17 protein-coding genes are annotated in these 18,271 nt (G+C 70.5%); 12 read left to right on the top strand and 5 right to left on the bottom strand.

Going from position 1 to position 18,271, the window contains the following annotated elements; all coding sequences use genetic code 11:
• Positions 1 to 33: 33 nt before the first annotated feature.
• The 5 genes from FIU88_RS03005 (at position 34) to FIU88_RS02985 (ending at position 5,704) form a co-directional block, all read left to right on the top strand.
• A complete protein-coding gene (locus FIU88_RS03005) occupies positions 34 to 1,641 on the top strand; it encodes a choline dehydrogenase (protein WP_152478136.1) in 1,608 nt (535 codons plus the stop codon).
• 225 nt (positions 1,642 to 1,866) lie between these two features.
• Entirely contained in the window at positions 1,867 to 2,772 is a 906-nt protein-coding gene (locus tag FIU88_RS03000; protein ID WP_152478135.1) for a DMT family transporter, read from the top strand.
• An 87-nt stretch (positions 2,773 to 2,859) separates the two neighbouring features.
• A complete protein-coding gene (locus tag FIU88_RS02995; RefSeq protein ID WP_152478134.1) occupies positions 2,860 to 3,126 on the top strand; it encodes a DksA/TraR family C4-type zinc finger protein in 267 nt (88 codons plus the stop codon).
• Positions 3,127 to 3,303: 177 nt separating this feature from the next.
• Positions 3,304 to 4,893 (top strand): bifunctional GNAT family N-acetyltransferase/carbon-nitrogen hydrolase family protein, encoded by a 1,590-nt coding sequence (locus FIU88_RS02990; RefSeq protein WP_016855779.1) that lies wholly within the window; start codon positions 3,304 to 3,306, stop codon positions 4,891 to 4,893.
• Between the two features lie 4 nt (positions 4,894 to 4,897).
• Positions 4,898 to 5,704, top strand: coding sequence for a zinc-dependent peptidase (locus tag FIU88_RS02985; RefSeq protein WP_152478133.1), 807 nt, complete (start codon positions 4,898 to 4,900; stop codon positions 5,702 to 5,704).
• On the opposite strand, the gene FIU88_RS02980 is transcribed toward FIU88_RS02985, so the two are convergent.
• Both FIU88_RS02980 and FIU88_RS02975 read right to left on the bottom strand, forming a co-directional pair.
• On the bottom strand, positions 5,656 to 7,143 hold the full coding sequence (locus FIU88_RS02980) for an ATP-binding protein (RefSeq protein ID WP_152478132.1): 1,488 nt from the start codon (positions 7,141 to 7,143) through the stop codon (positions 5,656 to 5,658). The genes FIU88_RS02985 and FIU88_RS02980 overlap by 49 nt on opposite strands.
• Positions 7,140 to 7,802, bottom strand: coding sequence for a response regulator transcription factor (locus FIU88_RS02975; protein ID WP_152478131.1), 663 nt, complete (start codon positions 7,800 to 7,802; stop codon positions 7,140 to 7,142). Before FIU88_RS02975 ends, FIU88_RS02980 begins: the two co-directional genes overlap by 4 nt.
• 227 nt (positions 7,803 to 8,029) lie before the next feature.
• On the opposite strand from FIU88_RS02975, the gene FIU88_RS02970 reads away from it, so the two are divergent.
• Genes FIU88_RS02970 through FIU88_RS02960 form a run of 3 tightly spaced genes read left to right on the top strand, consistent with a single transcriptional unit; the run spans position 8,030 to position 10,811 of the window.
• On the top strand, positions 8,030 to 8,791 hold the full coding sequence (locus tag FIU88_RS02970) for a glycosyltransferase family 2 protein (RefSeq protein WP_152478130.1): 762 nt from the start codon (positions 8,030 to 8,032) through the stop codon (positions 8,789 to 8,791).
• Positions 8,788 to 9,096, top strand: coding sequence for a lipid-A-disaccharide synthase N-terminal domain-containing protein (locus tag FIU88_RS02965; RefSeq protein ID WP_152478129.1), 309 nt, complete (start codon positions 8,788 to 8,790; stop codon positions 9,094 to 9,096). The genes FIU88_RS02970 and FIU88_RS02965 overlap by 4 nt, the downstream gene beginning before the upstream one ends.
• Positions 9,093 to 10,811 carry a glycosyltransferase family 39 protein gene (locus FIU88_RS02960; RefSeq protein WP_152478128.1) on the top strand — a complete coding sequence of 573 codons (1,719 nt, stop codon included), beginning with the start codon at positions 9,093 to 9,095 and terminating at the stop codon, positions 10,809 to 10,811. The genes FIU88_RS02965 and FIU88_RS02960 overlap by 4 nt, the downstream gene beginning before the upstream one ends.
• On the opposite strand, the gene FIU88_RS02955 is transcribed toward FIU88_RS02960, so the two are convergent.
• Positions 10,808 to 11,677, bottom strand: coding sequence for a LysR substrate-binding domain-containing protein (locus FIU88_RS02955; RefSeq protein WP_016855786.1), 870 nt, complete (start codon positions 11,675 to 11,677; stop codon positions 10,808 to 10,810). The two genes, FIU88_RS02960 and FIU88_RS02955, sit on opposite strands and share 4 nt — an antisense overlap.
• 107 nt (positions 11,678 to 11,784) lie before the next feature.
• Between FIU88_RS02955 and FIU88_RS02950 the strand changes: the two genes are divergently transcribed.
• The 3 genes from FIU88_RS02950 (at position 11,785) to FIU88_RS02940 (ending at position 14,739) form a co-directional block, all read left to right on the top strand.
• Entirely contained in the window at positions 11,785 to 12,957 is a 1,173-nt protein-coding gene (locus FIU88_RS02950; protein WP_152478127.1) for a TauD/TfdA family dioxygenase, read from the top strand.
• A gap of 74 nt (positions 12,958 to 13,031) precedes the next feature.
• Positions 13,032 to 13,970: a glycine betaine ABC transporter substrate-binding protein gene (locus tag FIU88_RS02945; RefSeq protein ID WP_016855788.1), complete on the top strand. Its 939-nt coding sequence runs from the start codon at positions 13,032 to 13,034 to the stop codon at positions 13,968 to 13,970.
• 91 nt (positions 13,971 to 14,061) lie between these two features.
• Positions 14,062 to 14,739 carry a TVP38/TMEM64 family protein gene (locus FIU88_RS02940; protein ID WP_016855789.1) on the top strand — a complete coding sequence of 226 codons (678 nt, stop codon included), beginning with the start codon at positions 14,062 to 14,064 and terminating at the stop codon, positions 14,737 to 14,739.
• 66 nt (positions 14,740 to 14,805) lie between these two features.
• Here the strand turns inward: FIU88_RS02940 and FIU88_RS02935 are convergent, their stop codons facing one another.
• Positions 14,806 to 16,131, bottom strand: a complete 1,326-nt coding sequence (locus tag FIU88_RS02935) for a glycosyltransferase (RefSeq protein ID WP_152478126.1) — start codon at positions 16,129 to 16,131, stop codon at positions 14,806 to 14,808.
• Positions 16,128 to 17,078 carry a LysR family transcriptional regulator gene (locus FIU88_RS02930; RefSeq protein ID WP_152478125.1) on the bottom strand — a complete coding sequence of 317 codons (951 nt, stop codon included), beginning with the start codon at positions 17,076 to 17,078 and terminating at the stop codon, positions 16,128 to 16,130. Before FIU88_RS02930 ends, FIU88_RS02935 begins: the two co-directional genes overlap by 4 nt.
• A 105-nt stretch (positions 17,079 to 17,183) precedes the next feature.
• Between FIU88_RS02930 and FIU88_RS02925 the strand changes: the two genes are divergently transcribed.
• Complete coding sequence (locus tag FIU88_RS02925) at positions 17,184 to 18,263, top strand: tartrate dehydrogenase (RefSeq protein ID WP_152478124.1); 1,080 nt, start codon at positions 17,184 to 17,186, stop codon at positions 18,261 to 18,263.
• The last annotated feature ends 8 nt before the right edge of the window (positions 18,264 to 18,271 follow it).

The raw sequence follows: 18,271 nt of genomic DNA, 5'->3' as shown, positions 1-18,271 counted from the left end.
GGCCCCCTTCCTTTCCCCAGCCGATAAGCCCTCATGCCCGAACACCAGACATACGACTACCTCATCGTGGGCGCCGGTACGGCGGGCTGCGTCCTCGCCAACCGGCTCTCGGAAGACCCCAACTGCCGCGTCCTGTTATGCGAAGCCGGGCCGCGCGACGGTTCGTGGATTCTCAGGATGCCGGCCGGGCTGCGCTCGGTGTTCAAGCCGACCAGCCGCTTCAACTGGTGGTTCCAGACCACCCCCCAGGCCCATCTGAACGGGCGTCGCATCCAGCAACCCCGAGGCAAGACCCTGGGCGGCTCCTCGTCGATCAATGGCATGACCTTCCTGCGCGGCCATCCACGCGACTACGATGAGTGGGCCGAACTCGGCTGTGAGGGCTGGACCTATGCGGAGTGCCTGCCCTACTTCAAGCGACTCGAGCGCTGCGACCATGGCGACTCGGCCTACCGAGGCCGCAGCGGGCCCGTGGGGGTCCAGCGCCAGCAACGCCTGAGCGAACTCAACCGCGCCTTCCTGGCGGCCGGCACAGAGGCGGGCTTCGCCGCGACCGAGGATCCCAACGGCGCCCGGCAAGAAGGCTTCTGCCGCTTCGACATGAGCGTGCGCGATGGCCTGCGCTCGAGCGCCGCGCGCAGCTATCTGCACCCGGTAGCCGACAGGCCGAACCTGGAGGTAATGACTCGGGGGCGGGTGCGGCGTCTTATTATCAATGATGGCCGTGCCAAGGGCATCGAGGTCGAGTCCCACGGCGAGCGGACGCACTACTTCGCCGAGCGCGAGGTCATCCTCAGCGCCGGCGCCTTCGGTAGCCCTCACCTGTTGATGCTCTCCGGCATCGGCCCCGCCGACCACCTGCGTCAACACGCCATCGAGGTGGTGCATGACCTCCCCGGCGTCGGCGAGAACCTGCAGGATCACCTCGAGGCCCATGTGCAGGTGGAGACCGACCGCCCCGTCTCGCTCAACGCCGAACTCCGCCCCCATCGGATGCTCTGGGCCGGCCTGCAGTGGTTCGCGCTCAAGCGCGGAGTCGCCGCCGTCAACCAGTGCCATGTCGGCGCCTTCCTCAGCAGCGACTCGGCCGACGGGCGGCCGAACATCCAGTTCCATTTCTTCCCGGTCTTCTTCGGCAGCGACTGGCTGCCCAGTGCCAGCATCCATGGCTACCGTCTGGGCGCCGGCCCCATGCGCCCGACGAGCCGAGGCACGGTACGACTGAGTTCCGCCGATCCGAGCGAGGCCCCACTGATCGACCCCAACTATCTGGCGACACCGGAAGACCGACGACAGATGCGGGAAGGCCTCGCGCTCGCCCGGGAGACACTCACCCAACCCGCCTTCGCGGCCTATCACCAGCGGGAAACCTCGCCGGGCCCCGAGGTGAGAGACGATGCTGAGTGGGACGCCTTCATCCGGGACCACAGCGCCAGTGCCTACCACCCCTGCGGCACCTGCAAGATGGGGCCGGCCGATGATCCGCTGAGCGTGGTGACACCGGATCTTCGCGTGAAAGGCGTGCAGGGACTCAGGGTCATCGATGCCTCCATCATGCCCCGCATCGTAGGCAGCAATATCAATGCTCCCACCTTCATGATTGCGGAACGAGGTGCCGACCTGCTACGCCAGCAGGCGTGAACGCCGAAGTCCGCGGTTGACTGGCGAATGCCGGTATCGCCAAGGCGCGGCAGTCAGCTGCGCTGAGGCCGCTCATCCTCTGACGCCGCCCCCTGGGTCAACGCCGCATCGCGGTGGCCGACCCAGGGGGCGGCTCGCGTCTGGCCCCCTGCCGTCGACGACCTTATCATCGAGGGCTCATCTTCAGGCCGCTCACGACCGCCCCTTCATCGACGCGAGGATGCCATGTCACCGTTCGTCTTCCTGCTGCCGCTCGGCGCCGTGCTGATCTGGTCGGGCAACATGACCATCAATCAGCTCACCGTCGGCGCCATCGCCCCGAGCAGCATCGCCTTCCTGCGCTGGCTGCTGGCGCTGGCGGTGATGACGCCCTTCGTCGCCCCCGCCGCCTGGCGCCATCGCGCCACCATCCGCCGCGAATGGCCGAAGCTGGCGACGCTGGGCCTGCTGGGCATGGGGCTGTGGCAGGGCCTGGCCTACGTGGCCGCCGAGACCACCTCGGCCACCAACATGGGCATCCTGGCCGCCATGGTGCCGCTGATCACGGTGCTGCTCAGCGCGCTGATCCTGCGCGAGCCGCCGAGCCTCGGCGGCGTGGCCGGCGGTGTGCTGGCGCTCGTTGGCGTGAGCGTGCTGCTGGGCCAGGGCGACCCGCTGTCGCTGCTCGATCTGAGGGTCGCCACCGGCGACGCCCTGATGGTGGTGGCCGCGACCTGCTACGCCCTCTACGGCGTGATGCTCAAGCGCTGGACGATCGACCTGCCGCCCTGGGTGCTGCTCTACGCCCAGGTGGTCTTCGCCGTGCTGCTGCTGCTGCCGCCCTATCTGGCGGGGCCGATGACGCCGGTCAGCGCCGACAACATCGGCCTGATCGCCTACGCCGGCATTCCCGCCTCCATCGTCACCACCTACCTGTGGATGCACGCCATCCGCCGCATCGGTGCCAACCGCTCGAGCATCTTCATCAACCTGATGCCGCTGTTCAGCGCCATCATCGCCATGCTCGCGCTGGGCGAGACCGTGTCCGCCTTCCACTTCCTGGGCGGCGCCCTGATTCTCGCCGGCGTGGTGATGGCCCAGACCCTGACGCGGCCGCTGGTCAGCCGCGAGGGGGCGCGGCACACGGGCTAGTCAATCCCGGCCGGGCGCCCTGGACAAGGCCCGCACAGGCCCTAGGATGAAACCACAACACCACAACAACCACGGAGAACGGCGGAGATGGCCGGAGGCTGGTCGAAGGACGGCGACGTCCAGCAGCAGATAGACGACAGTGTGCAGGACGAACTGGAGCGCGCCCGGCGCTCGATTCCCCGCGGCGAGAGCGCCCACGAATGCGACGAATGCGGCGACCCGATCCCCGAGGCGCGGCGCCAGGCGGTGCCCGGCGTGCGGCTGTGCCTTTCCTGCCAGGCCGAGCGCGACCGGCGCCAGGGCCCTGGCGGCGGCTTCAATCGCCGCGGCAGCAAGGACAGCCAGCTGCGCTGACACGGCGGAACACGAGCTCTGGAGCCGGGAGGCGGTTCGTAGAGGGGTGTATGCCAAGGGTGAGGCGATTCTCGCGCAGGGCAAGAGTAGCGCCCAGTAACCCCGCAACGCCTGTCGGCCCGAGGGCAAGAGGCTGCTAAACTGCGGCTTTCGTTCCCCGACCGGAGAGCCCGCGGCATGTCCCTCGATGATCTGCACCTCAATCTGCGCAACCTGACGCAGGACGACTACCCGCAGCTCAAGACGCTGATGGACGCCGTCTACCACGACATCGGCGGCGCCTGGCCCGAACACACCATCGACAAGCTGATCGAGGAGTTTCCGGACGGCCAGATCGCCATCGAGGACGACGGCCGGCTGGTCGGCGTGGCCCTGACCGTGCAGGTCGACTACGACGACTTCTCCAACCCCCACCAGTACGATGACCTGATCGGCCAGCGCGAGATCATCCTCAACGATGACGAGGGCGACGCCATGTACGGCCTCGACGTGCTGATCCACCCGGACTATCGCGGCTATCGCCTGGGCCGGCGGCTCTACGAGGCGCGCAAGGACCTGTGCCGCTCGATGAATCTGCGGGCGATCCTCGCCGGCGGTCGCATCCCCCAGTACCACCAGTACGCCGACGAGCTCTCGCCCGCCGAGTACATCGACAAGGTGGCGCGCAAGGAGATCCACGACCCCATCCTGTCGTTCCAGCTGGCCAACGACTTCCAGGTCAAGCGCCTGCTGCGCAAGTACCTGCCCGAGGACGAGAAGTCGCAGGGCTACGCGACCCTGCTGGAGTGGAACAACATCCTCTTCGAGCCCGCCGAGCGGGTGCTGGAGAGCCGCCGCACCCAGGTGCGGGTCGGCGCCGTGCAGTGGCAGATGCGCGAGTTCGACTCGGTCGAGGCGGTGCTGCAGCAGGTCGAGTACTTCGTCGACGCCCTGGCCGACTACCAGAGCGACTTCGCGGTCTTCCCCGAACTGTTCAACGCCCCGCTGATGGGCCTGCAGGATCGCGCCGCCCAGCAGGACCAGATCGCCGCCATCCGCTTCCTGGCCGGCTTCACCGAGCGCTTCAAGACCGAGCTCTCGCGCATGGCCGTGGCCTACAACATCAACATCGTGGCCGGCTCGATGATCGAGTTCGGCGAGGAGGACCGGCTCTACAACGTCGCCTATCTGTGCCACCGCGACGGCTCCGTGGAGCGCCAGGCCAAGCTGCACATCACTCCCCAGGAGCGCCGCGACTGGGTGATCGAGGGCGGCGACGAGCTGCAGGTGTTCGATACCGATGCCGGCCGGGTCGGCATCCAGATCTGCTACGACGTGGAATTCCCCGAGCTCTCGCGGCTGCTGGCCGAACAGGACATGGACATCCTGTTCGTGCCGTTCTGGACCGACACCAAGAACGGCTACCTGCGGGTGCGCCACTGCTCCCAGGCGCGGGCCATCGAGAACGAGTGCTACGTGGTGCTGTGCGGCAGCGTCGGCAACGTGCCATCGATCGAGAACCTCGACATCCAGTACGCCCAGTCATCGGTGTTCTCGCCGTCGGACTTCTCCTTCCCCCACGACGCCGTGCTGGCCGAGACCACGCCCAACACCGAGATGATCATGTTCTCGGACCTGGACCTGAACCGCCTCAAGGTGGTGCGCAACGAGGGCTCGGTGACCAACCTCAAGGACCGCCGCCAGGACCTGTTCGACCTGCGCCTGCGCGACTGGTCGTGGAAGTCAGGGGGACGGCCATCCGGCGCCCGCGACACGGACGAAGGCTGAGGCCGTGCTGGAACGCCTGAAGCGCTGGCGGGCGGCACGCTTCGAGGCCCGCCATCCCTTCCCCGCGGCCGAGTGGCACGAGGCCCGGGCGCGGCTGCCGCTGCTCGCCGCGCTGCCCGACGAGGCCGCCGAGCGCCTCGGGCACCGCGCCTGGCATTTTGCCCATGCCAAGCGGCTGAGCCGTCATCCCGAGCTCGACGCGTCGATCGACTTCGACGTGCCGGCACGGCTGGCCATCGCCGCCCAGGGCTGCCTGCTGACCCTGGGCTGGGACGAGGCCACCCACCGCGAGGCCTTCGCCGGGCTGCACGAGATCCTGATCGTGCCCGACGCCTTTCATCGCCGGGTGGAGGAGATGGACGAGTTCGGGGTGATGCACGAGTACGACGACGAGCGCGCCGGCGAGACCTCCCACCAGGGGCCGGTGGTGGTCGCCTATCCGGACCTGATGGCGAGCGGCGCGCTGGACGGCTTCAACGTGGTGATCCACGAGCTGGCCCACAAGCTCGACATGGCCAACTCGCTGGACGCCGACGGTTTCCCGCCGCTGCCGGCCGACATGGCCGCCCGGGACTGGCATCGCGTGTTCACCGCCGTGTGGGACGACCTCCAGGCACACCTCGCCCGCGGCGAGGCCACGCCCATCGACGACTACGCCGCAAGCCATCCCGGCGAGTGCTTCGCGGTGAGCTGCGAGTATTTCTTCGCCGCCCCCGAGGCGCTGGACGCCGCCTATCCCGAGCTCTACGCCCTGCTCGGCCGCTACTTCCGCCTCGACCCGCTGTCCTGGCGCTCGCCGCCCTCCGATTGATCATCGCGCTCCGCCGCGTCCGTCCGCGAGCGGGCGAGCGCCGGCGGCCGGGCCGGCCAGCGCAGCGCGGCCTCGAGGCCGTGAGGATGGCAGTTGCGCAGCGTCAGCCCGGCCTGCTGGCGCTCGGCCAGCTGCTTGACGATCGACAGCCCCAGGCCGCTGCCGGTGGTGCGCTGGTCCGCGGCGCGCCGGAAGCGTTCGGTGATGGTGGCCAGCGCCTCCTCGGGAATGCCCAGGCCGCTGTCGCGCACCGCCAGCACGGCGCTGTCAGCGGTCTCGGAGAGCGTGATCGCCACCTCGCCGTGCTCCGGCGTGTAGCGCAGGGCGTTGTCCAGCAGGTTGCGGATCAGAATGCCCGCCTCCACCGGATCGGCACGCACCCACAGCGCCTGAACGCCGTGCAGGGTCATCTCCTGATGCCGGGCCTGGGCCCAGGGCCACAGCTCGGCGACCAGCTCGAGCACCAGTGGATAGAGATCGATGTCGCGGGCCTCGCGGGCCTCGCGGCGGTCCAGCCGCGCCAGCACCAGCAGCTGCTCGACCACCCGCTGCAGCCGTTCCACGCCACGATAGGCCTTGTCCAGCGAGTCCCGCTCGCCGGCCCGGGCGTTGTCGAGGTGGATCTTCAGCCCGGCTAGCGGCGTGCGCAGCTCATGGGCGGCATCGGCGGTGAAGCGCCGCTCGCGCTCGAGGGTCTCGCGCAGGCGGGCGATGAAGTCGTTGAGCGCCTCGCGCAGCCCCGACAGCTCGCGGGGCACGCCGACGTCGATGAAGGCCAGGTCGCGGTCGTCGCGGCCGGCCACCTCCCGCGACAGGGTGCCGATCGGGATCAGCCCCCGGCGCACGATCCAGCCCATGGCGACCAGCAGCAGCGGCAGCGCCAGCAGCATCGGCACCAGGTTGCCGAGCGCCACCTTGCGCTCGAGCTCGTGCATGAACTCGATGCTGACCCCGGAGCGGATCCACAGCTCGCTGTCCTCGTCGAACATCGAGAACACCCGCCAGCGGCCGCCGTCGTACTCGGCCCAGGCGTAGCCCTCCTCCTCGGGCGGCGGGAAAGGCCCGGCCCCGCTCCAGGGCGCGCCGGTCAGGTAGGGGCGGCCGTCGCGGTGCCAGAAACCCAGCGACAGCTCGCGCTCCTCGTGATGATAGAGCGCCGCGACCCGACCGGAGGCCTCGAGCGGCGCCTCGCCATCCGGATAGAAGCTCGCGAGACGCTTCGGATGGCTCATGCGCTCGGCGATCCGGCGATAGGTGGCCTCGGAGTCATTCGGACCGATCAGGCTGGCCACCACCCGGTTCTGCAGGCTGAGCTGAGCGTCGAGGATTTCCTCGGTCTCGTGGGCGGTGATCAGGTAGGCGGCGGTGACGACCAACAGCGTCACCCCGGCGAGGACCAGCGCCAGGGTGCGGCTCAGGTAGCGGCGAATCGACCTCATGCGTCAGCGGCGTTCAGCCGATAGCCGACGCCCCGGATGGTGGTGATCAGCCCCTTGTGGAACTTCTTGCGCAGGTGGTGGACATGCACCTCCACGGCGTTGGAGGCCACCTCCTCCTCCCAGCCGTAGAGCAGGTTCTCGAGCCTGGGGCGCGTCATCACCCGATCCGCATGGCGCGCCAGCTCCAGCAACAGCGCATACTCGCGGCGCGTCAGGGGAATCTCCTCGCCCTGCCAGCTCACCCGGTGGCGAGCCTCGTCGATGCGCAGCTCGCCCACGTCGAGATACTGCGAGGCCCGGCCCTCGGCGCGGCGGGTCACCACCCGCAGGCGGGCCAGCAGCTCGGCGAGGTCGAAGGGCTTGAGCACGTAGTCGTCGGCGCCGCCGTCGAGTCCGGCCAGGCGCGAGTCGATGTCATCGCGGGCGGTGAGGATCAGCACCGGCAGCGAGCCGCGGCCGCGCACCGCCTCGAGCACCTTCAGCCCGTCGACGTCGGGCAGGCCCAGGTCGAGCACCATCACCGAGAAATCGTCGTAGCGGGCCGCGGCCATGGCCTCGCGGCCGTTGTCCAACCAGTCGACGGCATACCCCTCGCGCTGCAGCGCGGTCTTGATGCCGTCGCCCAGCAGCGGGTCGTCCTCCACCAGCAGCACGCGCATGCGCCTCTCCTTTGCTTGTCCCGGTCGCGACTAGTGCGGCCATTGTCCGGGCGATTTCTTAAGCCTTGCTTAAGCTAACCGACTGCGCAAGGCGAGAACGTCGCGCGCCCTGCGGCCATGCCGCTTAGCCACCTCTCCGCCACCCGTCTGACTCCCGCTTAAGGCCCGGTTAAGCTGGCTGGCCTAGCGTAGCGGGCCCTGGCCAACGACGGTGGAGAGCGACCCAAGTGAGTGTCCCGCTGGTTTCCGTGATCATTCCCGCGCGCGACGAGGTGGGCAACCTGCCGGCCCTGCTCGACGAGATCGCCGCCGCTCTGGCAGCCGTCGACCATGAGGTGCTGGTGGTGGACGACGCCTCGCGCGACGGCAGCTGGACCATGCTCCAGGCCCGCGCCGCCGAGGACTCGCGGCTGCGCCCGCTGCGCCACGCCGAGAGCGCCGGGCAGAGCACCTCGGTGTGGCAGGCCGCCCACCGCGCCCGCGGCGAGTGGCTGGCGACCCTCGATGGCGACGGCCAGAACGATCCCGCCGACCTGCCGCGGCTGATCGAGCGCGCCCGCCGGGGCGACGTCGGCCTGGTGGCCGGGCATCGCACCACCCGTCATGACGACTGGCCCAAGCGCCTGTCATCGAAGGTGGCCAACCGCGTGCGCGGCGCCCTGCTCAAGGACGCCACCCCGGACACCGGCTGCGGGCTCAAGGTGATCCATCGCCGGGCCTTCCTGGCCCTGCCCTACTTCGATCACATGCACCGCTTCCTGCCGGCGCTGATCCTTTCGCAGGGCGGGCGCTGCGTCTCGCTGCCGGTCAACCACCGCCCGCGGGGCGCCGGCCGCTCCCACTACGGCCTCAACAATCGCCTGTGGGCCGGGCTGCTCGACCTGCTGGGCGTGATGTGGCTGCGCCATCGCTCGCAACTGCCCGCCGGCCTGACGACGCTCGAGACCGCCCGCCGCCACACCCCGACGCCGCAGGAGGAAACCTCATGACCACCGAATGGCTGTGGCTGGCCGTCGGCTTTCTCGGTCAGGCGCTGTTCTCCGCGCGCTTCCTGGTCCAGTGGCTGGCCAGCGAGCGCGCCCGGCGCAGCATCGTGCCCAGGGCGTTCTGGTTCTTCAGCCTGGCCGGCGGCGTCACCCTGCTCGCCTACGCCCTCTACCGGCGCGATCCGGTGTTCATCGCCGGCCAGGGGGCCGGGCTGTTCATCTACTTCCGCAACCTGATGCTGATCCGCCGCGAGACCCGCTTCAGCCGGGCTCGCCAGTCCCCACACGCCGCCGCCGATCGATCATGACCCGCCCCGCCTATCTTCACCGTCTGCCGTCCCTCTCCTGGTGGTGGCTGCTGGGCCTCGCCGCCATCTTCCTCGGCGTGGGCCTCGGCCTGCGCGATCCCTGGCCCGCCGACGAGCCGCGCTTCGCCCTCAACGCCCTGGAGATGCTCAGGACCGGGCAGTTCTGGATTCCCTTCCGCGGCGGCGAACCCTATCCGGACAAGCCGCCGATCTTCATGTGGGCCATCGCCGCCGGCATCCAGCTGACGGGCTCGGTGCGCCTGGGCTTCCTGCTGCCCTCACTGCTCGGCGCCCTGGCGACCCTCGCGCTGGTCATGGACCTGTCGAGCCGCCTGTACGGCCGCCGCATGGCCTGGCTGGCCGGCCTGGCGCTGCTGTCGTGCTTCCAGTTCGGCCTGCAGGCGCGCACCGCCCAGATCGACATGCTGGTCACCGGCTTCATCACCCTCGGCGCCTACGGCCTGATGCGCCATGCCCTGCTCGGCCCCGACCGCCGCTGGTGGCTGATCGGCTGCGCCGGCATGGGGCTGGGCGTGCTGACCAAGGGCGTGGGCTTCCTGCCGTTGCTGATGGTGCCGTTCTGGGCGCTGCTGGCCTGGCGCGGCCAGGCGACGCGCCCCACCTGGCGCGATCTCGGCCTGGGGCTTGCCGTGCTGCTCGGCGTGGTGCTGCTGTGGGTGGGCCCGATGGCGATCATCACCAGCCTCAGCGACGACCCGGCGCTCACGGCCTATCGCGACAACCTCCTGTTCAAGCAGACCGGCGAGCGCTATGCCGATTCCTGGCATCACCTGAAGCCCTGGTACTACTTCCTGGCCGAGGTGATTCCCTGGGCCTGGCTGCCGCTGGTGCTGGCGCTCCCCTGGCTGGTACCCGCCTGGTGGCGTCGCGGCAGGCGCCTGGACGCCCGCGTGCTGCTGCCCCTCGGCGGCCTGGTGATGATCATCGCCTTCTTCTCGCTGTCGCCGGGCAAGCGCGGCGTCTACCTGCTGCCGACCCTGCCGCTGCTGGTGCTGGCCTCGGCGCCGATGCTGGCGGGCCTGCTGTGCCGGCCGCGGCTGCAGTGGCTGGGCGGCGCCGTGCTGGCGCTGTTCGGCGTGATCTTCCTCGGCGCCGGCGTGCTGGGCTGGCTGGGGCTGCCGGCCTTGGCCGAGCTGGCCGAGACTCACGGCGTCGTGCCCTGGACCTGGTGGAGCCTGCTCGGGCTCGTCGCCCTGGGGCTGCTGGCCTGGGGGCGTCCGCGCCGCGGCCTGGTGATGCTTTCGGCCTGGCTGGCGGTGTTCTGGCTGAGCTGGTCGACCTGGGGCTACGCGCTGATGGATCACGCCCGCTCGCCCCGGGACCTGATGGCGACGATCGTCGCGCAGACCGGTCCCGAGGCCTGGCTGGCGATGCCCGACTTCGACGAGGAGTTCCTGCTCCAGGCGCGCCAGCCGATGGTCCACTTCGGCTACCACACCCCGGACACCGACCAGTTCGCACGCGCCTTCGCCTGGCTCGAGGCGGCGCCGGACCAGCGCTGGATGCTGGTGCCCCAGCACCGCGACGAGGCCATCGCCTGCGCCGACCTTGGCCAGGCCCGCGACCTCGGCATGCAGAACAGCGAAACCTGGTGGCTGATCCCCGGCACCGCCTTCGCCGCCTGCCGGGGCGATGCCGAGGCCGCGCCGCTCTACGTGGCGCCCACCACCCCGCCCGACGAGATCACCGACTAGCCGTCCAGCCCCTGCGCCAGCCACGCCCACAGCCGCTCGGCCTCCGGGCGCGGCTGGCGCCGGGCCGGGCGCACCAGCCAGAACCCCTCGTCGCTCTCCACCGGCCAGTCGAGCGCCGCCACCAGGTCGTCGCGCCCCTCCACCAGCCGCTGATGGGTCAGGGCCACGCCCTCGCCCAGCGCCGCGAGCGACAGCGACATGCTCTGGGTATCGCAGGTCAGCGATGCGCAGCGCGAGGCCAGGGTCGGCATCCCCACCGCCTCCAGCCAGGCCGGCCAGCCCACCTCGAACCCCACGGCGTGCAACAGGGTGTGCGCCGCCAGGTCCGACGGCGCGGTGATGCGCCCGGCCAGCGCCGGGGCACACACCGGCAGCATCGTCTCCCGGCCCAGGGAAACCGCCTCCATCCCCGGCCAGCTGCCCTGCCCGTAGCGGATCTCGAGATCGGCGCCCTCGGCGCCGAAGTCATCCGGCCAGATGGCGCTGATCAGCCTCAGCGCCACCTCGGGATGCTCGCGGCGAAAGGCGCAGATGCGCGGCGCCAGCCAGTACTGCTGCATCACCGGCGTGGTGCGCAGCGTCACCGGCGCCTCCCCGCCGCCGCCGAAGACCTCCTCGGTGCCCTCGGCCAGGCGCGTGAAGCCGTCCTGCAGGCACGGCAGCCAGGCCTGCCCGGCCGGCGTCAGGCTGAGGCTGCGCGGGTGGCGCACGAACAGCTTCTGGCCCAGGCGATCCTCGAGCAGGCGCACCCGCTGGCTGATCGCCGCCTGGGTCACGCCGAGCTCCTGGCCGGCGGCGGTGAAGCTCAGGGTGCGCGCCGCCGTCTCGAAGGCCTGCAGCCACAGCAGGGGGGGAAGCCGACTCATGAATAACCTACGTATAAATTGAATGGGGCCATAGGGGCCAGATTAATCGTTTGTCGGCGAACCGGCCAGCCGCCACCATGGGCGCCTTCACAAGGGAGGAGCCGATCATGACCGATACGCCGATTGCCGACGCACGCGCCGTCCTGCCCATGGGCGAACTGATCCCCCACGCCGAGGGACCGGCGCTCATCGAGGCCACGGCGGCCGGACGACAGCTGGCCCTTGGCTGGGGCAACGGCGACCGGGCCCGGTTTCCGCTGACCTGGCTGCGCGACCACTGCGCCTGTGACGAATGCCGCCATCCGATGACCCGCGAGCGCCTCTACATGGCCCTCGAGGTGCCGGAACAGGCCCCGGCGACGGCGCTCGAGGACGGCAACCTGGTCCTCACCTGGGCCGACGGTCACGTCAGCCGCTTCGACGCCGTCTGGCTGCATCAGCGCCGCCCGGGCCAGGCGCGGGAGGATGCCGTGCCGACGCGCCGTCCCTGGGCCCACGACTACCGCCCCACCCGCGTCGACCACGCCGACTTCGTGGCCGGCGCCGAGGGCGAGCGCGCCTGGCTCACCGCCCTGCTGCGCGATGGCCTGGTGCTGCTCGAGAACGGCCCGCTGGCCGACGAGGAAGTGAGCCGCCTGGCGGGTCGCATCGGGCCGCTGCGCGCCACCAACTTCGGCGCCCGCTTCGACGTCAAGTCCAAGCCGAACCCGAACAACGCCGCCTATACCGCCATCGGCCTGGCCCTGCACACCGACCTGCCCAACTGGCGCAACCCGCCGGACATCCAGCTGCTCTACTGCCTGGAAAATGATGCCGAGGGCGGCGAGTCCACCTTCTTCGACGGCTTCGCCGCGGCGGAGGCGCTGCGCGTCGAGTCCCCCGAGGCCTTCCGGCGGCTGGCCGAGACGCCGATCGACTTCCGCTTCCAGGACGAGGAGCACGACCTGGTGTGGACCGCGCCGGTGCTCGCCCTGGACGAGCAGGGCCGGGTCATCGAGGTCCGTCTCAACAACTGGATCCGCGACACCCTGCGCCTGCCCCTCGAGGAGATCGATGCCTGGTACGACGCCTACCGCGCGTTCTGGGCGCTGGCCCAGGATCCCGCGAACCGGCTCGAGTTCTCCCTGGCCCCGGGCGAGATGGTCGCCTTCGACAACCGCCGGGTGATGCACGGCCGCAACGCCTTCGACCCCGGTACCGGCCGGCGCCACCTGCAGGGCACCTACCTCGACCTCGACATGTGCGAATCGCGCCTGCGGGTGCTGGCCCGCGAGGCCTGATCCCCCTGCCGTCCTGGACGCTGCCCGACACAACATCAATCCGGTAGCGGCCTCCCCCATCACAAGGAGATCCCATGCGTCTTTCGCCGACGACCCCCGCCCTGCCGCTGATCGCGCTGCCCCTGGCCCTGGGCCTGGCGAGCCCGGCCCTCGCCGACGACGCCACCCTGGACATCGGCGTGCCCCCCTGGCCCGGGGTCACGGTCAAGAGCGAGATGGCAAGCCAGCTCCTCGCCCCGCTGGGCTACGAGACCCGCACCCACGACGTTGGCCTGCAGGTCGTCTACCAGGGGCTGGAGACCGGCGACATCGATGCCCTGCTCGGCGGCTGGATGCCGGCCCAGCAGAAGATGTTCGCTCCCCGCGAGGAAAGCGGGGTGATCGAGGGCCTGGTCAACAACGTCGAGGGCGCCCAGATGACGCTGGCGGTCCCGGACTACCTCCATGATCAGGGCATCACCAGCTTCGCCGACCTGGATGCCCATCGCGAGGCCTTCGACGGCAAGATCCATAGCTTCGGGGCCGGTTCCGCCGCCAGCGATAGGCTCTACCAGGCCATCGACGACGACGCCTGGGGACTGGGCGACTGGGAGGTGGTGGACACCAGCGTGATCGGCATGCTCGGCGCCGCCAGCAGCGCCATCGACCGCGAGGCGCCCATCGTCTGGGTCGGCTGGACACCGCACTGGATGAACCTCGCGCTGCCGATGCGCTACCTCGACGATCCCAAGGATCTGTTCGGCGAGGACAACGGCGCGACCGACGTCCTGACCGTGCTGCGCAGCGACTATGGAGACGCCCATCCCAACCTGGAACGCTTCTTCGAGCAGTTCACCTTCGCCGCCGAGGAACAGAGCTGGATGATCCAGCAGTTCGGCGAGGAGGAGCGCGAGGTCGAGGCGGTCGCCCGGCAGTGGCTGCAGGAGCACCCCGAACGCGTCGCGGCCATGCTCGAGGGCGTGACCACCTCGGACGGCGACCCGGCCTGGCCGGCGGTGCAGGCCAGCCTCTGATGGCCCGGTGCAGACCGGCGGCCCGGTCCTTTGGCCGGCGCCGCCTCTGCCGTATGCTAGGGCGCGATATCCTTCAGGAAGCTCGCGCCCCATGTCCCGATCCCTCGGCCTTCTCACCGCCGTCCTGACCCTGCTCATCGCCCTGGGCCTGCTGTGGCAATGGCTGGCCATGCAGGACCTGCTCACCGTCGACAGCCTGATGGCGCTGGCCAAGGGCTCGGTGGCCTGGCGCGACGCGCCCTGGGCGGTACTGGTGGTGATGGCGATCTACGCCGGCGCCTCGCTGGTGATGTTCCCGCTGAGCCTGCTGGTGGCGCTGACGGGGCTGCTGTTCGGCCCCTGGTGGGGCTTCGGCTACGCGCTGGCCGGCACGCTCAGCGCCTCGGTGCTGACCTGGTGGGTGGGCCGCAAGCTGGGCCGCGACGCCCTGCTGCGCTACGGCGGACAGCGCCTCAAAGGCCTGTCGCGTTACCTCTCGGGGCGTGGCATCCGCACCATGACGGTGGTGAACCTGCTGCCGCTGGCGCCCTTCACCCTGACCAACATGATGGCCGGGGCCTTCCACCTGCGCTTTCGCGACTACATGATCGGCTCGACCCTGGGCATCCTGCCCGGGCTCGCCGGCGTGACGCTGCTCGGCAGCCAGCTCGGCCAGCTGGCCGCCGCCGACAGTCGCCAGGACGTGGTCATGGCCCTCGGCGGGCTGGTGCTGGGCGCGGCGATGCTCTACGGGCTCAAGCGCTGGGCCGAACGCCGCCGGCGGCGCTGACGGGCGCCGTCCCGGGGCATTGACGAAGGGGCCGCCGAGCCGGACATTCCTGGCTCGGAAGGCGGTTCACTTGGAGGGCAGTTCGGGCTCGTCGGAACGGTTGCCGGGCCACCAGGAGGGCCGCTCCTGCTCCCACTCCTCCTGCACCAGGTGGCGCAGGATCCGCCCGCGATAGCGCAGCATCTGCCATTCGGCGCCCAGCCGGCCGCGCACGCGGTCCCAGCCGCCGTCGTCGGCGTGGGTGAAGGGCCCGCCGCTGGCGATCGCCCGCCGGTAGACGGCCAGGCAGCGCTCGGCGCAGAGCCGCTCGTCATAGTCCGCGGCGGTGGCCAGGGCACCGTGCTGCAGCGGCAGGCGCCGCGCCGGGTCACCGAGCGCGTCGAGGGCCGCCGCCATGGCCTCGGCGTCGTCCTCGGCCAGCAGCCGGCCGTTCTCCTCGTCCGCCACCACTTCCACCACGCCCGGCGCTTCGACCGCCACCACCGGCAGGCCGGCGGCCATGGCCTCGGCCACCACCATGCCCTGGGTCTCGCTGTGAGAGGCGAAGGCGAAGACGTCCATGGCGTGATAGGCGTCGATCAGCGCCTGACCCTGCAGGCGGCCGGTGAAGTGGACGCGCTCGTCGACGCCCCACTCCTCGGCGACCATGGCCATGCCCTCGGCGGCGTCGCCGTCGCCGACCACCAGGAAGTGGGCCTCCGGCCGGGCGCCCAGCGTCCGGCACACGGCCTCGGCCAGGAACACCAGGTTCTTCTCGTGGGCCAGCCGCCCCAGATGGCCGATCACGTAGGCGCCCTCGGGAATGCCCTGCGCTCCCCGGCAGCCGGCCCCGTCGCCGTCGGTGAAGCGCGCCGTGTCCACGCCGCTCGGCACCACGCGGATCTCGGGATTGCCGTCGCGCGCCAGCAGCAGGTCGCGGATGCTCTCGCTGGGCGCGATCACGGCGTCGCACAGCCAGGTGTACTGGGTCGCCAGCGCCACGGCGAAGCGCTGCATGCGCGGCGAGTCGCCCGGCACGTAGTGGGTGTAGTGCTCGTAGAGGGTGTGGTGGGTGAACACCAGCGGCAGGCCGTAGGTCTCGGCGGCCCGGGCCGCGGTGTCGCCGAGCAGGAAGGGGTGATGCGTGTGCACCAGGTCGGGCTCGAAGGCCTCGATGGCGTCATACAGCTGGCCGGGAATCGGCACCGGCAACGAGAAGTCGCTGCCGTTGAAGTGCTGGACCGCCGCCACCCGCACCACGTCGGCCTCGAAGTCCGGCTGTCCCTCCAGGCGCGGGGCCACCACCAGCACCCTGTGGCCGGTGGCCTGGAGCTGTCGCTTGAGCCGCTGCACGGACTCGCTGACGCCGCCGACGATGGGCAGATAGGTGTTGGTGAACATCAGCACATTCACGGTGGCGACTCTCCTTGCCTGGCTTGCGAAAGCACGTCCTGTGCCGGCACGCGTCCCGGCATCTCCTGCTCAAGATAGGCGATGAAGGCACGAATCCGCAGCGGGACGTGGCGGCGCCGATCATACACGGCATGGAAGTCCGCGCGCACGCCCTGCCACCCGGGCAGCAGTTCGACCAGCCGCCCCGCCGCCAGATCCTCGTGCACGTCCCACCAGGAGCGCAGGGCGATGCCCTGGCCGTCGCGAGCCAGGCCACGGATCACCTCGCCGTCGTTGCTGGCCATGGGGCCGGTGACCTTCACCGCCCGCTCCTCGCCGGGCGCCTCGCGGCGCTCGAAGCGCCACACCGCGTAGTCGCTGGCGATCTCGCGCAGCACCAGGCAGGCATGCCGTGCCAGGTCGCCGGGCTCGCGCAGCGGCGGCATCGTCGCCACGTAGCCCGGCGCCGCGCACAGCACCCGCCGGCTGGCCAGGATGCGACGGGCCACCAGCCGCGAGTCCGGCGGCTCGCCGACCCGGATGCCGATGTCGATGCCCTGGTCGGCCAGCCCGAGCGGGAAGTTGGTCAGCTCGAGGCTCGCCTCCAGACGCGGGTGCCGGGCGCGGAAGGCCGACAGCAGCGGTGCCACGTGGCGGCGCCCGAAGCCGAAGGTGGCGTTGATGCGCAGCGGCCCGGAGAGCTCGGCGCGATGGTCGCCGAGGGTCTCCTCGAGCTCCGTCAGGTCGTCGAGGATGGCCCCGCCGCGGGCCAGATAGCGCTCGCCCTCGGCGGTCAGCGTCAGGCGCCGGGTGGTGCGCGCCGCCAGCGAGACCCCCAGGCGCGCCTCGAGCCGCTGCAGGCGCTTGCTCACCGCCGACAGCGACAGCCCGAGCTCGCGGGCGGTGGCGGTCAGGCTGCCGGCCCGGGCGAGGCGCTGGAAGAAGGCCAGATCGTCGAGGGGCGTCACCGCATTCTCCACCTGAAATCAACAATGGCTTGAATGTTACCCCGATTATCTCCGCCCTGTCCGCCGCTAGACTGGGCGCAGGCTCATCCCAAGACAGGAGTTCCCATGACCCAGCGCATCGCCGTGCTCGCCGGTGACGGCATCGGCAAGGAAGTCATGCCCGAGGGCCTGCGCGCCCTGGAGGCCGCCGCCCGCCGCTTCGACCTCGACCTGACCTTCGAGGCCTTCGACTTCGCCAGCTGCGACTACTACCTCGAGCACGGCCAGATGCTGCCCGACGACTGGCACTCGACCCTGGTCGCCTTCGACGCCCTCTACTACGGCGCCATCGGCTGGCCCGAGACGGTGCCGGACCACGTCTCGCTGTGGGGCTCGCTGCTCAAGTTCCGCCGCGAGTTCGACCAGTACGTCAACCTGCGGCCGTGCCGCCTGCTGCCGGGCATCGAGAGCCCGCTGGCCGGGCGCAAGCCGGGCGACATCGACTTCTACGTGGTGCGCGAGAACACCGAGGGCGAGTACTCCAGCGTCGGCGGCACCATGTTCGAGGGCACCGAGCGCGAGGTGGTGATCCAGGAGACGGTGATGACCCGCACCGGGGTCGACCGGGTGCTGAAGTACGCCTTCGACCTGGCCCAGACCCGACCCCGCAAGAAGCTGACCTCGGCCACCAAGTCCAACGGCATCGCCATCACCATGCCCTGGTGGGACAGGCGCGTCGCCGCCATGGGCGAGCGCTATCCGGAGGTCGCGGTCGACCAGTTCCACATCGACATCCTCACCGCCAACTTCGTGCTGCACCCGGACTGGTTCGACGTGGTGGTGGCCAGCAACCTGTTCGGCGACATCCTCTCCGACCTGGGCCCGGCCTGCACCGGCACCATCGGCGTCGCGCCCTCGGCCAACATCAACCCCGAGGGCACCTTCCCGAGCCTGTTCGAGCCGGTCCACGGCAGCGCCCCGGACATCGCCGGGCGCGGCATCGCCAACCCCATCGGCCAGATCTGGTCCGGCGCCATGATGCTCGAGCACCTGGGCCACCCGGAGGCCGGCGCGGCCATCCTCGCCGCCATCGAGGCGGTGCTCGCCGAGGGCGACGCCGCGACGCTGACGCCGGACCTCAAGGGCCGCGGCACCACCGAGGGGCTGGGCCGCGCCATCGCCGAGCGCATCGCCGCCGACGCCTGAACGACGAC

The sequence above is a fragment of the Halomonas sp. THAF12 genome (genome assembly GCF_009363675.1).
Classification (GTDB): domain Bacteria; phylum Pseudomonadota; class Gammaproteobacteria; order Pseudomonadales; family Halomonadaceae; genus Halomonas; species Halomonas smyrnensis.
This window is presented reverse-complemented; position numbering and strand designations above follow the sequence as displayed.

Bases quoted from the DNA above. Each gene is read 5' to 3' on its own strand.
- FIU88_RS03005 (WP_152478136.1), top strand. From the start codon at position 34: ATGCCCGAACACCAGACATACGACTACCTCATCGTGGGCGCCGGTACG.
- FIU88_RS03000 (WP_152478135.1), top strand. From the start codon at position 1,867: ATGTCACCGTTCGTCTTCCTGCTGCCGCTCGGCGCCGTGCTGATCTGG.
- FIU88_RS02995 (WP_152478134.1), top strand. From the start codon at position 2,860: ATGGCCGGAGGCTGGTCGAAGGACGGCGACGTCCAGCAGCAGATAGAC.
- FIU88_RS02990 (WP_016855779.1), top strand. From the start codon at position 3,304: ATGTCCCTCGATGATCTGCACCTCAATCTGCGCAACCTGACGCAGGAC.
- FIU88_RS02980 (WP_152478132.1), bottom strand. From the start codon at position 7,143: ATGAGGTCGATTCGCCGCTACCTGAGCCGCACCCTGGCGCTGGTCCTC.
- FIU88_RS02975 (WP_152478131.1), bottom strand. From the start codon at position 7,802: ATGCGCGTGCTGCTGGTGGAGGACGACCCGCTGCTGGGCGACGGCATC.
- FIU88_RS02965 (WP_152478129.1), top strand. From the start codon at position 8,788: ATGACCACCGAATGGCTGTGGCTGGCCGTCGGCTTTCTCGGTCAGGCG.
- FIU88_RS02960 (WP_152478128.1), top strand. From the start codon at position 9,093: ATGACCCGCCCCGCCTATCTTCACCGTCTGCCGTCCCTCTCCTGGTGG.
- FIU88_RS02955 (WP_016855786.1), bottom strand. From the start codon at position 11,677: ATGAGTCGGCTTCCCCCCCTGCTGTGGCTGCAGGCCTTCGAGACGGCG.
- FIU88_RS02950 (WP_152478127.1), top strand. From the start codon at position 11,785: ATGACCGATACGCCGATTGCCGACGCACGCGCCGTCCTGCCCATGGGC.
- FIU88_RS02945 (WP_016855788.1), top strand. From the start codon at position 13,032: ATGCGTCTTTCGCCGACGACCCCCGCCCTGCCGCTGATCGCGCTGCCC.
- FIU88_RS02940 (WP_016855789.1), top strand. From the start codon at position 14,062: ATGTCCCGATCCCTCGGCCTTCTCACCGCCGTCCTGACCCTGCTCATC.
- FIU88_RS02925 (WP_152478124.1), top strand. From the start codon at position 17,184: ATGACCCAGCGCATCGCCGTGCTCGCCGGTGACGGCATCGGCAAGGAA.